Annotated in this window: 11 protein-coding genes; all 11 read left to right on the top strand. The window is 41.8% G+C overall.

The genetic code is table 11. The features are described from left to right. The first annotated feature begins 526 nt into the window (after nucleotides 1–526). The 11 genes from LI112_RS11070 (at nucleotide 527) to LI112_RS11020 (ending at nucleotide 14,467) form a co-directional block, all read left to right on the top strand. A complete protein-coding gene (locus tag LI112_RS11070) occupies nucleotides 527–835 on the top strand; it encodes a hypothetical protein (RefSeq protein WP_015525087.1) in 309 nt (102 codons plus the stop codon). 36 nt (nucleotides 836–871) lie between these two features. Next, nucleotides 872–1,531, top strand: coding sequence for a single-stranded DNA-binding protein (ssb, locus tag LI112_RS11065; protein WP_173907078.1), 660 nt, complete (start codon nucleotides 872–874; stop codon nucleotides 1,529–1,531). Nucleotides 1,532–1,554: 23 nt separating this feature from the next. Then, complete coding sequence (locus LI112_RS11060) at nucleotides 1,555–2,175, top strand: hypothetical protein (RefSeq protein ID WP_227190718.1); 621 nt, start codon at nucleotides 1,555–1,557, stop codon at nucleotides 2,173–2,175. Nucleotides 2,176–2,189: 14 nt separating this feature from the next. Then, on the top strand, nucleotides 2,190–4,412 hold the full coding sequence (locus LI112_RS11055; RefSeq protein WP_227190717.1) for an ATP-dependent RecD-like DNA helicase: 2,223 nt from the start codon (nucleotides 2,190–2,192) through the stop codon (nucleotides 4,410–4,412). A 97-nt stretch (nucleotides 4,413–4,509) separates the two neighbouring features. Beyond that, nucleotides 4,510–6,300 carry a hypothetical protein gene (locus LI112_RS11050; RefSeq protein WP_227190716.1) on the top strand — a complete coding sequence of 597 codons (1,791 nt, stop codon included), beginning with the start codon at nucleotides 4,510–4,512 and terminating at the stop codon, nucleotides 6,298–6,300. Between the two features lie 19 nt (nucleotides 6,301–6,319). Beyond that, nucleotides 6,320–8,473 (top strand): nitric oxide reductase activation protein, encoded by a 2,154-nt coding sequence (locus LI112_RS11045; protein ID WP_227190715.1) that lies wholly within the window; start codon nucleotides 6,320–6,322, stop codon nucleotides 8,471–8,473. Nucleotides 8,474–8,475: 2 nt separating this feature from the next. Beyond that, nucleotides 8,476–9,156, top strand: a complete 681-nt coding sequence (locus tag LI112_RS11040; protein ID WP_055056803.1) for a hypothetical protein — start codon at nucleotides 8,476–8,478, stop codon at nucleotides 9,154–9,156. Then, nucleotides 9,146–9,625, top strand: a complete 480-nt coding sequence (locus tag LI112_RS11035; RefSeq protein ID WP_118037276.1) for a hypothetical protein — start codon at nucleotides 9,146–9,148, stop codon at nucleotides 9,623–9,625. The genes LI112_RS11040 and LI112_RS11035 overlap by 11 nt, the downstream gene beginning before the upstream one ends. 62 nt (nucleotides 9,626–9,687) lie before the next feature. Further along, a complete protein-coding gene (locus LI112_RS11030) occupies nucleotides 9,688–11,826 on the top strand; it encodes a hypothetical protein (protein ID WP_227190714.1) in 2,139 nt (712 codons plus the stop codon). Beyond that, nucleotides 11,826–14,258 (top strand): hypothetical protein, encoded by a 2,433-nt coding sequence (locus tag LI112_RS11025; protein WP_055056800.1) that lies wholly within the window; start codon nucleotides 11,826–11,828, stop codon nucleotides 14,256–14,258. The genes LI112_RS11030 and LI112_RS11025 overlap by 1 nt, the downstream gene beginning before the upstream one ends. Next, a complete protein-coding gene (locus LI112_RS11020; RefSeq protein WP_005422985.1) occupies nucleotides 14,255–14,467 on the top strand; it encodes a hypothetical protein in 213 nt (70 codons plus the stop codon). Before LI112_RS11025 ends, LI112_RS11020 begins: the two co-directional genes overlap by 4 nt. Nucleotides 14,468–14,508 lie beyond the last annotated feature (41 nt).

The following is a 14,508-nucleotide window of genomic DNA, read 5'->3' as shown; positions in this document are numbered from 1 at the left end:
GTAGATTACGATATTAATAGTTGACCAAGAGAGAAGAATGTTTAGATAATATGTTATAGTGATAATGGAAGCATGGTAACAAAAAAAATTATAAAAATAGAAAAAAAGTGCAACCAAACAGAAAAAAATACGTTCTATATAACAGAAAATATTAATATGGCACACTGCAAATAACCTATCTGCATAAAAACACTAATATACGGGGGAGAAATGTGATATGGAAGATACAAAATATAGAAAAAAGTGCGATTGACGCCAACAATATCTTGTGTTAATATGATTGTGAGATTTGTATTTGTATCTGTAAACACAGATAAGAAACGCTGGTTCCGGATCTGACCGGAAGTAAAACATTAAGGAGCCAAAAGCCTCCTGCCTTTGTAATAAATAAGGTCATTTAGAATGAAAATTTCTAAATGGCCTTTTTTTGTTGCAAAAATATGGCAGACAACAAGTACAGATCAGCAAATAAGGAAAGGAGGATCACAAAAAAACACAAGGAAACTCAGAATGCAAGGAGGGCGTTATGAAACGAAAAAAGATGGAAAAGGAGGTCGTGCACCTTCTTGAATGGATTATCGAATATCCAGGAGTATGGCAGATTGTATGTAATCCAGATGGAAAGGAAACTTCGCCTGAATCTTTTAAGATGGCATATGATATGCTGGTCAAAAAATCTCTGTTTTATCTGATACCGGTATTGTTTGCAACACATCCGGGAGAAGAATCACTGGAGATGGCAAAAAATTTATGTACGGCTGACTCTGCTGCCCGCGAGATCCGAAAAAATGGTATGGGAGCATTAGTCAAATGTATGCGGGAACATCTGGAATGAAACTGGAAAACTTTATAAGGTTATGGGAGGACAATTATGAACAAATCAATCATGATGGGACGAGTAGTAAATGAGCCTGATTTACGCTACACACAGACAGAGAATGGAGAACTTGCCATCGCAAACTTTCGCTTGGCGGTAAACCGGAAATTTGTACGAAGAGGAGATCCGGAAGCAGATTTCTTCAGCTGTACGGCTTTTGGCAGAAAAGCAGAGTTCGCGGAAAAATATCTGTTTAAGGGTATCAAGATTCTGGTAGAAGGTCGTATGCAGAATGACAACTACAAGAATCGGGCTGGTGAAAATGTCTACGGCATGCGGCTTATGATTGAAGAGATTTCTTTTGCAGAAAGTAAGAAAGCTTTAGAATCTGGAAATGACGAGCGGGAAGAGCCGGAAAGAGAAACAAGGGCATCTTCTAATCGAAACCGTTCTGACCGTGCAGAAAACCAGCGTTCAGCTTCCAGAAGCACCAGAAGTGAAAGAGCAGCAGAAATGGATGACCGCGACTATGACAGAGAACGTGAAGGTGGAAGATACAGAAGCAACACCAGGGCAGGTGAATCAGATGACAGACGGAGATCAAATTCTGGCGGGACAAGATCCAGAGGAACTTCGGCAAGAAGCCGGGAGCGTAGTCAGGATATTGATGACCGGTACATGGAAACAGATGATGAAAAACTGGATTTTGACTGAGCAAATCATAGGAGGAAATGCTTATGATGGAGAAAATGAACAAATGGTTGTCTGCACATAAACAGCTGTGCGTGATAACTGGAATTTTTGGTCTGTTAGTATCACCATTTTTATGGCCGGTATTTCTGGCAGTGATCATACAGTCCCTTTCACTGGTCATTCCGGTTGCAGCAGGACTGTTTTTCTATGAAAAATTTATTATGAAAAAGGACAAGGAGGAAACGAATGAGAATGATGATGACAACAAACAGCAAAAGAACCATGCAGATGCCCGTAAAGTACATGCAGATGCTGAAAAGACCGAGGATTTACCGAAAAATCATGAGAAGGGATCGGAAACGGTAAATTTCGATAATCAGGAGAAGCAGGCAAGATGCAGGGCACAGGCTGCCATATGGTACGAAAATGAAGGCTTTGAGCGGATCCAGGCGATTCGGAAAACTCTGGAATCTGAAAATCGAAACCGTTTTTCAGTAAACAGGGAAGGAATCTGCAGTATTTCCATTGGAAAAAGGAAATATCGAAGGGTTGGAATTTTAAAAGGATATCCTTTTGGACAGACAGAGGTGATCCGGGAAAAACTAAAGAAGGATGGTTTCATCACCAGTATGGGATGCAATAATTATCTCTGGATCTCATGGTAGAGAGGAGCTGGAACATGAGCATTTGCTGTAAAGCCATCCGGCAGATCTATTATAATGCAGGAAGTGGATATACGGTAGCTTCCTACATGACCAATGAAGATTTACCGGAGGAAGTAAAAAAACAAAAGAATGGAAATTATGGAATATTTCAGGCATTTGGAACCGAACTTCCGGCGAACGAAGGCCTGGATGTGGAACTGACGGGAGACTGGAAACCCACAAAATATGGAATGCAGTATAGTGTGAGCAATTTTTCAGTAACCATGCCAACCACAAAAGAAGGTATTCGGACTTATTTGTCGTCATCCCTGATCAAAGGGATCGGACCGGCAATGGCAGCCCGCATCGTAGAAACGTTTGGGGAAGATACACTGAATGTTTTTAATGACAGCCCGGAGAAACTTCTTCGGGTAAAAGGAATTACGCAGAAACGCTTAGATGATATTCTGGAAGGATATCAAAAAAGCAGTTCCATCCGGGAACTGATGATGTATTTGTCCCCTTTTGGGGTGACTCCTGCAAAAGTTTCAAAAATACAGGAGAAATTTGGCCCTGCTGCAGTTATGATTGTGAAGGAGGAGCCTTTCCGGCTCTGTGAGGTTCATGGATTTGGATTTCTGACTGTTGACCAGATTGCAGTAAAGGCAAAACATTTCCGTGCAGATGATCCCCTTCGTATTAAGGCTGCTATTTTGCATATTATGTCAGAAGCAGAAGGCGAAGGACATTTGTATTTAAAAAGAGAGGACATTATAGAACGTGTCGAAAAACTTTTAAATCACAACAAAGATGTTTCACCGGTCTCTGAACGGGCAATCCGGGATACAGGCAATGATATGATCCATATAGATGGAAGCCTGGTCTGCCACGATGGAGGGTTTTATACACGCAAAAGCTTCCAAGCCGAACTGGGAGCTGCTGCCGCATTAGTCAGACTCCATATGCAGACGGGAATGGCTGTAAATGTTGACCGTATTTTAAGAAAGATCCAGAAAGAACAGGATATTATTTTGAATGCGAAACAGCAGGTGGCAGTAAAAAATGTCTTTGAAAACCCGGTATCCATCATTACAGGAGGACCCGGCAGAGGAAAGACTACGGTGATCCGTTTCATCATTGCTGTACAGGAAGCATTGGATAAAAATGCGGTGATCCTTTTATGTGCACCTACAGGCATCGCCAGAAGGCGAATGCGGGAATGTACAGAGTATCCAGCACTGACAATCCATAAATCCATAGGGCTTACCGGAGAAGCTGGAGAGGAAGAATGGAAGAACGAGCAGCCAATTCCAGATGACCTGATCATAGCAGATGAGTTCAGCATGGTCGATATGTATCTGGCGGACAAACTGTTTGCCAGTATTAAATCCGGTGCCAGACTGGTTCTGGTGGGTGATAAAGATCAGATCGAATCCGTAGGGCCTGGAAAAGTATTTCAGGAGATCATTGATTCCGGCGTATTTCCGGTAACTGTCTTAGATGAATGTTTCCGACAGGAAGGGAATTCCACCATCAGCCAGAATGCCATTAAGATCAATAAGAATCAGCTGGATCTGGTGTTTGATGATACCTTTCAGTTTATTCCGGCTTCCACACCGGAAGAGGCTTCGCAAAAGATACAGAAGATCTATCGGAAAGAAGTACTGCAGAGAAACGGTTCTCTGGAAGAAGTGCAGGTGATGTCACCGCTACGAAAAGATACGGAAGCGGGTACGGATGCATTGAATCTGGTATTGCGTGACATTGCGAATCCAAAGCGTTTCGGTTATCCGGAAATCACAAATGGCAGGAATACTTACCGGGAAGGTGACCGGGTCATGCAGACAAAAAACAACGATGAAGTAGCAAATGGCGACATTGGAGAAGTCATAGGGATTTTTCGGAAAGATCAAAAAATGGTCATGCGTGTAGATTTTGGGGATGGCCGGGTCATGGAATATCAGGAGGAAGACTATTGGCCGCTGACACTGGCATATGCGATTACGGTACATAAGGCTCAGGGCAGTGAATATCCGATGGCAATCCTTCCAATGCTTCCATGTTTCCGGTGGATGCTTCGCAGAAACATTTTCTATACGGCAGTAACAAGAGCCAGAGAAAGGTTTATAATTGTGGGAAGCAAACGTGCAATCGCACAGGCTATCCGGACGGATTACATCAGCCGGCGAAACACCATGTTTGGGTACCGTATCCGAAAAATATATGAAGCAATCCTGGAACAGGAAAAGAGCGCATAAAGAATGAATGACAGGCAGACGTTGGAAAAACCCAATGCTCTGCCTGTTTCTTTCCTTCGTATGCAGAAAATCACATAATGAAAGAGGAGGGAACAAAATGCCAGATCTTTGTTTTTATGCACCATGGATTATGAAAGAACCCATTCCGGACCCATTTCGGATGATGTTGGAAAAAGCAGGGAAAAAACGGATCAGCTATGATGAAGCGGATTGTTCCATGCGAAATATCAGGAAGCAGGGAAAAGTCTCCCGCCTTCATGGGCCTACGTTACATGCTCTTCTGACACTGATTCAGATCCGGAAAGAAAAAGACTCTGGTGCTGCCGGTATACAAAGGGGCAGGGATGCCATAAATTATTTCTGCATGGAATATCCTGGAAATCAGGGAAAGTATGTAATGACTTATAATTCGAAAAACGGACGTTTCAGTGGGATTTTAAAGACAGAAGAAAAAAACGAGAAGCTTCCGGGAATCCGGGAGGGCAAAAACACAGGCGAGCAGTACCTGGCCCTTTTGGCTTATGCCAATCTGGTCCCGGATAATCCTTTATTTAACGAAGAGTTCCAAAAAAATTTCTACATACTGGAAGAACAGGAAAAAAAGGAATGGGAAGACATGGAAGCTGCACTGAGGGCGGCATTTATCTGTTGCGATGCCATGTACTGCGAAGTAATAGCAAATCCGCAGCAGGCGGTCCCGCTGGAAAAGAGCCAGTTCCGTGCAGAGGAACTGGAGGATGTGCTTCCGGAATATAAAATTGCGGCCGGGGTATATGCACCAAACGATGAAATCTATGGAAAGTTTCATGTGCTTTTGCCTGTAAATGAGAAGACAAAAAGAACACTTTTTGAATTAAAACAGATCTACTCTGGCAGATGGGATGTAAATGAAAGGACAAAAGAAAGGATCCCTTCGCTTCCAGAAGACTATCTGGTAAGTAAGGAAGCTGAAGAAATCCTGCAGATGGTGGATAAGACACCGGCAAGGCTGTTTATGATGACAGGCGATGCCGGTACTGGAAAGACAACGGATGCCAGAATGATCGCCCAGATCTTAGGGCTTCCATATTATGTGTTCACCTGTGGACCCGGAACGGATGAACTGGAACTTTTAGCGACCACCGTACCAAATATGGGAGGAACAGCGCATCTGGAAATGGAATTGCCACGTCTGGAAGACATTGAAATGGATCCGGCTTCAGCTCTTGCAACGGTAAATGGCATTTATGAAGAGGGGATCAGCCGGGAAAAAGCTTTTCAGGAGATCCTGAAAGCAGTTTATGAAAAAGGCTATGAAAAGTCGAAAAATGAAAAAGACTTCCTATTAAAAGAGTCAGAAATCGTAAAGGCATGCAGGGAACCATCTGTGATTGAAATTCAGGAGCCGGCCATGATTGAAAAACCTGGGACACTTACGAGATTAAACTCCCTGTTTGACGATGGAGCTGTAACCGATCTGGTAAATGGAGAACAGATACGGAGAAATCCGGATACGATTGTGATCATGACCACTAATCTGGATTATGTTGGCTGTCAGAACTTCAACCAGTCAGTTCTTTCCCGAATGAACCTGATTCAGCCAAAGGAAGCCCTGACAGAAGAGGAAATGGCAAAAAGGGCAATGAAAAGAACCGGGTTTAAAAACAAAGAACTTCTGTCCTTTATGGCTGCCACGGTCTGCAAGATCCATGAATATTTGATTGAACAGGACATTACGGATGGCGTATGCGGATACCGGGAATTGGAAAACTGGGTGTTAAGTTACATGGTTTCCAATGATCTCAGGAGGTCAGCATGGACAGCACTGCTCAGCAAAGCATCCATGGACAGGGAAGAACAGGGAACTATGGAACGCATCTTTCTTCTTCCTCATTGTGATGTGGATTAAAAACGGATGGAGGAAACGAATGAAAAAGGCTTTATACCGGAAACGGATATGTGCAGAGAAAGAAAAACTGACACCGGAAAAAGTATTTCATACGCCGCAGTATCGTGATCTTTTGACCTCGATCGGGCATGAAATCACGGGTGGAAAGTTGACTACATTACGGTTATACGATGATAAAAATTCGGGGATTGCAGGATGGAATCAGGGAGAAACAGTTGCCGTAAATCTTGGAAACCAGATTACGTCAAGTTTTCTGACACTGGAATTAAAAAGTGACAGCCTGATCGGGATTCTGGGACATGAATGCGGACATTACCGGTATACGGATTCTGCACTTAGAAAAAGGTATGCCGAGCATATGTTAAATGGTAGCTGGTATCCAAAGGAGCCAGTACCGGAAAATGCACAGGAAAAAGAGGCATTGGATGCGATGAATGTCTACTTTGAAAGAAAAGATAAAGCAATCCTTTCTATCTTTCTGCAGACAGCATCTTATCTCAGCAATCTTTTGAATGATATGTACATAGAAGAGAAGATGTGCGCCCTTTTTCCGGGAAGCATCCGCAGGGGAATCCTTATGAATCGTGACCGAAATGTGGAATGGCTTCCAACACTTAGGGAAATGCTGGAAACGGAGAAAGACAGGTTATCTATTCTTATGAACCTGTGTGCACAGTATGCCTTGTCTTCAAGGGTCAATGCCTGGGATGGTGCGGATTACGAGCTTATTGATACACTAAAACTGCTTATGCCGGTCATTGATGAAGCGGGAAAGGCAGCAGATGACATGGAGAGATATCTTGCCACCAACCATATCCTTCTGATGATCTGGAAATATTTTGCGGAAATCATAGATGAAATAGAGAAGAACAGTACAGAAAATGAAGAGCAAAAGCCAGAACAGGAAGAGCGTGAAGGGCAAGAGGAAAACCCGAATGAATCCGAAGAAGAACCGGAGGAAGAAAAGCAGGGTAACACAGGGTCACAGACTGAGCAAAATGAAGATAAGATCAGAAAAGAGGATACGGAACAGGAGTCGGAAACAGAAGACAAAACAGAAAGAAACGGAAAGGATCAGGAAACGGAAGACCCTGAAAACGGGCGCACTGCAGAGCTTCAGAAATTTCTGCAGCAGCTGTGTGAAAATCTTCCGAAATGTGTCAGGGAGTCTGGTGGCTTCGAAGACAAACAGAATGAATGTGGCATCCCTGCCTCAGAAACGGAAGCATCCAGTGATAATGCCTTACAAAAAATCCTTTATGAAATGGCGAAAGAGACGCTTGATGAAAAGATACAGAAAGAAATTTTCGAACATCTTCAAAAGGAATTGATGGAGATACCGTTTGAAGAAGGCCATGACCTGGTACAGAAAAAACTTTGCCGTAAGACCGAGATATCAGATTTTTTAAAATTACTGACAGAAAAGTATGAGGGGCAGCTTGAACAGGTAAAAAAGAGACTTCGCCTGAAACTGCTTCCTATATTGAAAAATCAGAAAGAACGCACGGAACATAAGCTTTTTCTTGGACGTCGGGTAGATCTTCGAAACATAGCTGCACCGTCTGGGGCAGTATTTAAGAAACAACAGCCAGGAAAAAAGATGGATATCTGTGTGGCTGTGCTGGTCGATAATTCTTTTTCCATGTGTGGGGAACGGATGGATCATGCCATTCTTGCAGCACTTTGCCTGTATGATTTTTGTATGGAAGCAGAAATACCGGTTTTGGTGTGCGGACATCATACAGATGGATACCGGCATGAGAACCTGAAAGACGAAACGGTGTATCTGCATTGCTGCGCAGATTTTGAAACGGATGAAAAGGATCGGTTCCGGATCGCTGGTATGCAGCCTTATGGAAGCAACCGGGATGGAACTGCATTGTGGTATGCTGGCAGCCGGCTTTTAGAACGACCGGAAAAGCAGAAACTGCTGTTTGTGATCAGTGATGGTGCACCTAATGCAAACCAGTATGGAGGCACAGGGGCAAAAAGGGACCTTCAGAAGATTCGGAAAAAGCTGCTGCAGCAGGGAGTATTCTTTCAGGCGGCTGCAATCGGAAGCGACAAGGAAGCAATTCAGGAAATTTATGAGGAATCTTTTCTGGATATTACGGATCTTGAACAGCTTCCAGCTCTTCTGACAAAGAAATTGCTGCGTTTTATCAGGAGGTAAGGATGAACAGGAAAAACAGGAAAGAAAAAGAACAGAATACGGATGTATCAAAACAGATCTGTGTTCATAAGACACAGAATACGTTACTGGAATTTAATAGCTTTTTGCGGATGGCAGAGCCAAAGGATTTCTGGCATTTTCACGAAGACTTTGCCAGCGATTATTCCAGGATCCGCGCTGTCATGGTTGACTACAGCAAAGAAGACAGCATCAGCGTTTATGCAAATCTGAGCCCGGAAATCATAAAATACCTGTATTCCCGTATATGGAATAATGTGCAGGAATTTAAATTCTTCCAGCAAAAGATCTTTTGCGAGGATAAAAATTCCAACATGGGAAGAGTTACAGTATTTTCCATACAGAGGAAGGTTCGCAACAACAAAGGAGAAGTTTTAAATTATCCGTGGGTTGTCAGGATACAGAATGGCACCGGTGTAGCGATGCATAATGCCAATGGCGGGCAGTATTGTAAAAAAGACAGCTACCGGAAAGAAAAAGAGGTTACCATACAGCTGAAAGATGAGGAAATCTTCACACTGTTTGCAAGAACTTCTGCTGTGATCCAGTCATTTGAACAGGATTGCATGACACGCCGCAGACAGGCTGGAAATTTCCGGAATTTGTACAGAATGATAGAAAAACTCATTGTGGAAACTGAGGAGGAAAAAGATAATGCTGCGTAAAAGAATAAAGAAGAACACATTGAAATGGAAAAAAATCTATGCGGAACAGTTTCTTGATATGATGGACGAGGAAGAAAATGCTTTACAGAAGATTTATCTGACAGGGTATGTACTTGAACTGAAAAAGAACCGGTATTTTGCCGGATGGTACAAAGACCGGATCGTTTGCCGTTCCCTAGAGTATGCACGTTATTTTCCGAGTGCCGAGGCAGCGGAAGAGTATGTACATAAGTATCTGGGATTTGCAGGCATGACCTGTTATATCTGCCATGTAAACTGGACGCTGGCTTCCTGCGGGAGTGAAAATATGGAAGATAACGAAGAGAACTTGTTAGAGGAAAATGGTAAGATCCTTTCGTTTGCAAATTATGCAGATGTAAAGCAATACCAGAAACAGCGAGGCATGGAACATTCTACAATGGCGATCACTTATGCAAGCCGGAAAAAGAAGATTATCCTGGCAGCATAAGAACAATTTTGGGGGACTGGCGAACAGTCCCCTTTTTATATGGGAAAACAGGAGGAAATTGGATGGAATGGAAGAGTTATGAAGAATGGCTTGATATTACCCTGTACCGGCAGATGACGAACCTGATCTATAAGCTGTCATCTAATGAGGAAAAATATAAAATTTATATGCAATTAAAAGAAAATGACATGTTTCTGGAAAAGCCGAAGGTAGACATGGAAACTGCTTATGGACTGCACTATCCGGGAGAAGTCCTGGAGCGCATTGGAGAACATCTGACCTTGACAAAGCAGACATACCGTGCCCTCGGACTTGCCCTGGCAAGGATGATGCCTTTACAGGAGACCTGTATGTTCAATGGAACTCAAAAGGATCTGTTTTGGAAAAAGATGAAACAGATTCTTGGAGAGAAAGACCTGTTTTTGATCAGTATCAATTATATCTGTGAGGAAAAGGAAAAGAATCGGTGGAAACAGGCCATGCATGCGTATCCATTTGAGCGAGCAGAAGAAATGCTGTTTGCCATGTCCATCCTTCCGGATGATGAAACACTGTGGGAAGGCATAAAACAGAGACTTGCTGACAGCTTTTCAAAGAACCGGAAGATATCCGTATTTACTGAATGGAATCTTTTCGTGTGGATGGTAGGCAAAGTAATGACAAAGCTTAAAGGGTATCGCAAAAAGGATCTGGATATCCTGAAACTGCTGGTAAAGTTAACAGGCACAAATGCTAAAAATGCGGATGCCGTTTTGGAAAAACGTATGCGTATGTTTGGATATTCCGACAAAGAGACCGCTTTTTTAAATTTTGTACTGATGTATTTTGTAGAGAGACCCGATCGGATAAGCCTTTCCGGGTTGACAGCAGAAAAAATTGGTCTGAATGTATTAGAGGCATTTTTGCCCGGAAAAGAGACATATCCAGAAGAAGCTTATGTACTTTGTTCACGGATTTTAAGAACATATGGGAAACTTTCTGTCCGTATAGACGGTAAAGAACGGCTGGAAAAATGTATGAATGAAACGTTCAGGGTGGAAAATGTAAAAACGTTTCTTACGTTGTTTCCATTTAGAAGTAATGAACCGGAAGAGTGGCACTACATTGATCTGACAGAAGAAAAATGGGATCCTCTGGTAAAAGAGCTCTCTTCGGAAGAATTTGAAGCGTGTGTTACAGATACTCTGAAAGGCAAAACATACAGTACGAAAAGTTTGCTGAAGTATCTGGAACGTTATGAAAACCTTACAGGAAAAAGATATCAGGATGTTTTCTGGAAAAAGAGTGAGTGGGAACTTTACGCGGTTTTCAACCGGCTGATCCTGCATGGGATTTTGGATGGAAAAAAGTATCTAGAAGAGTTTGTAAAGGATTACAAAAATGAAGAGCCAGATTTGAAAAAGAAATGGGAATTTATGGCAGGATATTTAAAAAGTGAAATAAAGGGTCTTTGTAATGAGCATTCCTATCTTATGCTGAAATTTCTGATCAATGAGATTGGAATGGATGGATGCGAATTCTTAAGCCCTTGGAGGATTTTAAAGGAAACTTTCTCCTTGGGATACTATGCTATCCAACATAGAGAGTGCGAATTTTTTTCGCCAGTTCTGGGAAAAGAGGAACACCGGGAACTGTTTTCAATGGTAGAAAAGAAATTCTTTTATGAATATCCGGATATTTATCCAGAATACCTGACGGCCTTACTTTTAAAGGAAAGTACAGCACTTTGGCTGGAACAGTCAGAAGCATATGAGCTTTCCAAATTGCTTCTTCCATTTATAAGTGATTCTTATCGAAGAGAAACCCTGTATCAGAAATATATGACAGAAGAGGATCGGAAAAGATATCAGGAACGGAAAGAATGGCTAAAGGAACAGAAAAAACGGATAGATCACTGGAAAACAGAAAAAAACATCAAACAGCAGTTTAATCAGATATTACGGGAAAACAGAAAAACGGATAAGGAGATTCAGTCTATTTATGAGTTTTACAAGAATGGTCGTTATTCATATGGCCATAAAAAGCTCTACTGTAAGATCGTTTCCTCGTATTTAAAAGATAATTTTACAGGAACAGCGAAAAAGCCGATGGCCAAAAAGGAAGCTCTGTATCTTCTTAAACTGGCAGAAAATATGTACCAGGACGAATGCATGGAGTTACCGGAGATTACTGAATTAATAGAAAGGGCAGAGGTAGCGTGATGATCGAAAGAATCTTAAAGCACATGAATATTTACAGGGAAATGAAAAAAGCAGCAATTCCCCTGAACCTGATAGGAAAGAAAGGGGAAGATTCCTGTATGAATGCGGCCAGACTGGTAAATCAGCAGGAACTTTCCAGTCTGATGGAGGGGTTAAATGAGGAGACGATTTCTTCTTTGATGGACGATCCGGAAATACTCAGCTATTTGGGTAAAATGAACAAAAAGGATTTTTCTATTTTAGAACCAGACCGCATCAGAATGGTCATAGAATGTGCGGGAAATGAAAAGCTGTCCGAATTTCCCTATGAAAAGATTGAGAAAGTACTGGCAGATAAAGAAATCCCGGACCGGATCGTATATGTTTATCTGAAATATTATGCTTTTCTGGAACCGAAAGAAGAGTTAAAGAAACAGCTAGTAGCAAGTCTTGAGACCTGCATTGGTGAGTTTGATGTTGCCTGTGCGGGAATAAAGATACGCATGCTTTTGATAAATCCGGCTTTTTCAACGGAGCTTCTTTATGAGCTGCTCAAGGATGAGGAATCATTGGCATTACTTTTGAAGCAGGATCTGATGGAACTTGTAAATTATTTATCCGAGTTTTGTGAAGAAACGGAAAGCTTACATAAGAAGCAGCTGGAAGAATTGAGCCGGCATCCAAAAGAAATCCGGAATGGACTGGAAGTGATTCTCACTCAGATACCAAAAGAATGGCAGGCCTCTTTTCTTCACTTGTGGCTCTGGAACGAATCATTATATGCAGACATTCCAAAGCTGATAAGATTTTTGACAGGTCCGGATGCAGATTTTGAAAAGATTTCAAATGGAAAGGCAGCCTATGTGAACACTCTGTATGGAAATCCGCTTCCAGATATGGATCTTTATGAGCTCACTTTGGAAAAGACAGAGCTTATCCTGTATGCCATTACGAAACGGAAGAAACATTTCCTGGAACTTTTGCGAAAGAATGGAGACTGGCTTATAAACCTTGACAGGAATTCGTTGATTCTGGATGAAGAGGTTTATAAAAGATGCCTGAATCTAAATACTTTAAACGAGCAAAATTTAAGGGATTGTGAATATATGGTAGTTCCCTGGAGAAAGAGTGAAGAATCACTGTTTTCGAAGCCTCGTGTATTTGAAGAATTGAAAGTCCTGTACAATGTGAAAGCAGTCTATATAGACCTGTATGATCGTTTAGCATACTCCAAAAGTGATGATCGTCTTCGGGTGATCCGTGAGTTGATAAAAAGAGACTGCCTGACAGATGCATTAGAGGAAAATCAGGTTGAGCGATTGGCAGAAGCTTTGTCAAAAAAGCCGCTTTCCAGATGGATGCAGGAGGATTTAAAAAACATTCTGGATCTCCGGCATGAAACAGCCATATGGATTTTGATTTTTTTAATGGATTTCCCGGAACTTTTAAAGGATCTTACAAAGGATAATCAGGTTTACTTCCTTTTGCATAATCAGAATCTTTTAAATGGCTGTTCCGGATTACCTGCATTGATGGACAAACTGCTGGCCCAGGATCCTTCCTGGAAGAATTTAAAGACAGAATTGAATATTTCGGATGCTTTTGTCGAGGAAAATAAATCCAATATCCAGAAGTTCATTTATGAAGGCGGCGCAGAGATCATGACTTCCTTTCTGAACAGGCAGCCGAAAAAGAAGGAAGAAATCCGAAGAATCGTAAATGCTGAGTTATTAGGAAAATTCATGGAGCTGAAATACCATGAAGGAGATCTGGGACGGGAAATTGCTTTTCCAATAAAAAGAGATACAGAAGAAATCTGGAAAGAAAAGCTGTTGCGCGTGGATTGTGGATGGGAAATCTGGGAAGAGGACAGCCTGCTTCCGGTTATGCAGATAGGAGAAGTACCGCTGCGCAGCTGCATTTCCTATCGGAATGGTCCAAATTGTGATTGTCTGTTATCCTGTTTTGATGCAAATAAAAAAATCATATTTATCAAACACAATGGTAAAATTGTATTTCGTGCAATTCTCCGTCTGACAAAAGGTTCTTTTGTAGCTGCGGATGAAAGGAAGACGCTTGAGTTTGTTGATGTGACTGCCAAAAGCGAACCACATGAAAATAAAGCAGAAGAACTGGTTTTGTTTTTGGAACGTTATTATCAAAGCGGACTTAGCGAACAGGAAATACGAAAAGCAGTAAATTTAACTGCTATGCTGGTAAAAGAAAAAGCAGAAAAACTTGGAGCAAGGCTTGTACTTAGCAGCAGTTATAAGAATGTTCTGGAAAATAAAAACTATGTTTTGACAAACTTTTATATGTACATTTCTGCATCTAAAAATGGAAGCCAGTATCTGGACAGCCTTGGAGGGGCCGCTGGTGTCAGTGCTTCCGGAAGCTACACCTGCAATACATTTTTGCTGGAAGCAGAAGAGAGGAGAGAAGAGAGCTTATGAATATACGAAGAGCAGGAAGAAAAGTAGTAAAAAACCTACATAAAGAGTATGGCATATATCGGATCGGTTTTGTAAATATTTATGGTGAAGAAGATGAAACAGAATTGGACGCCATGAACATCAATGATCTGGAAAGATTATGGCTGTCTCTTTGTCCGGAATTTGAGTGCAAGGGAAACAGTGTATGCTATGTGGAACGGGTAGGTTAAAAAACACCCGATGCAATTCGGGGAAAAAGTGTCTTGTAAAG

Source organism: Blautia sp. 210820-DFI.6.14, from assembly GCF_020558815.1.
In the GTDB taxonomy this organism is placed as follows: domain Bacteria; phylum Bacillota; class Clostridia; order Lachnospirales; family Lachnospiraceae; genus Blautia_A; species Blautia_A obeum.
This window is presented reverse-complemented; position numbering and strand designations above follow the sequence as displayed.

What these genes read in the sequence shown, in the direction of transcription:
- LI112_RS11070 (WP_015525087.1), top strand. Translation starts at nt 527, where the DNA reads ATGAAACGAAAAAAGATGGAAAAGGAGGTCGTGCACCTTCTTGAATGG.
- ssb (WP_173907078.1), top strand. Translation starts at nt 872, where the DNA reads ATGAACAAATCAATCATGATGGGACGAGTAGTAAATGAGCCTGATTTA.
- LI112_RS11060 (WP_227190718.1), top strand. Translation starts at nt 1,555, where the DNA reads ATGATGGAGAAAATGAACAAATGGTTGTCTGCACATAAACAGCTGTGC.
- LI112_RS11055 (WP_227190717.1), top strand. Translation starts at nt 2,190, where the DNA reads ATGAGCATTTGCTGTAAAGCCATCCGGCAGATCTATTATAATGCAGGA.
- LI112_RS11050 (WP_227190716.1), top strand. Translation starts at nt 4,510, where the DNA reads ATGCCAGATCTTTGTTTTTATGCACCATGGATTATGAAAGAACCCATT.
- LI112_RS11045 (WP_227190715.1), top strand. Translation starts at nt 6,320, where the DNA reads ATGAAAAAGGCTTTATACCGGAAACGGATATGTGCAGAGAAAGAAAAA.
- LI112_RS11040 (WP_055056803.1), top strand. Translation starts at nt 8,476, where the DNA reads ATGAACAGGAAAAACAGGAAAGAAAAAGAACAGAATACGGATGTATCA.
- LI112_RS11035 (WP_118037276.1), top strand. Translation starts at nt 9,146, where the DNA reads ATGCTGCGTAAAAGAATAAAGAAGAACACATTGAAATGGAAAAAAATC.
- LI112_RS11030 (WP_227190714.1), top strand. Translation starts at nt 9,688, where the DNA reads ATGGAATGGAAGAGTTATGAAGAATGGCTTGATATTACCCTGTACCGG.
- LI112_RS11025 (WP_055056800.1), top strand. Translation starts at nt 11,826, where the DNA reads ATGATCGAAAGAATCTTAAAGCACATGAATATTTACAGGGAAATGAAA.
- LI112_RS11020 (WP_005422985.1), top strand. Translation starts at nt 14,255, where the DNA reads ATGAATATACGAAGAGCAGGAAGAAAAGTAGTAAAAAACCTACATAAA.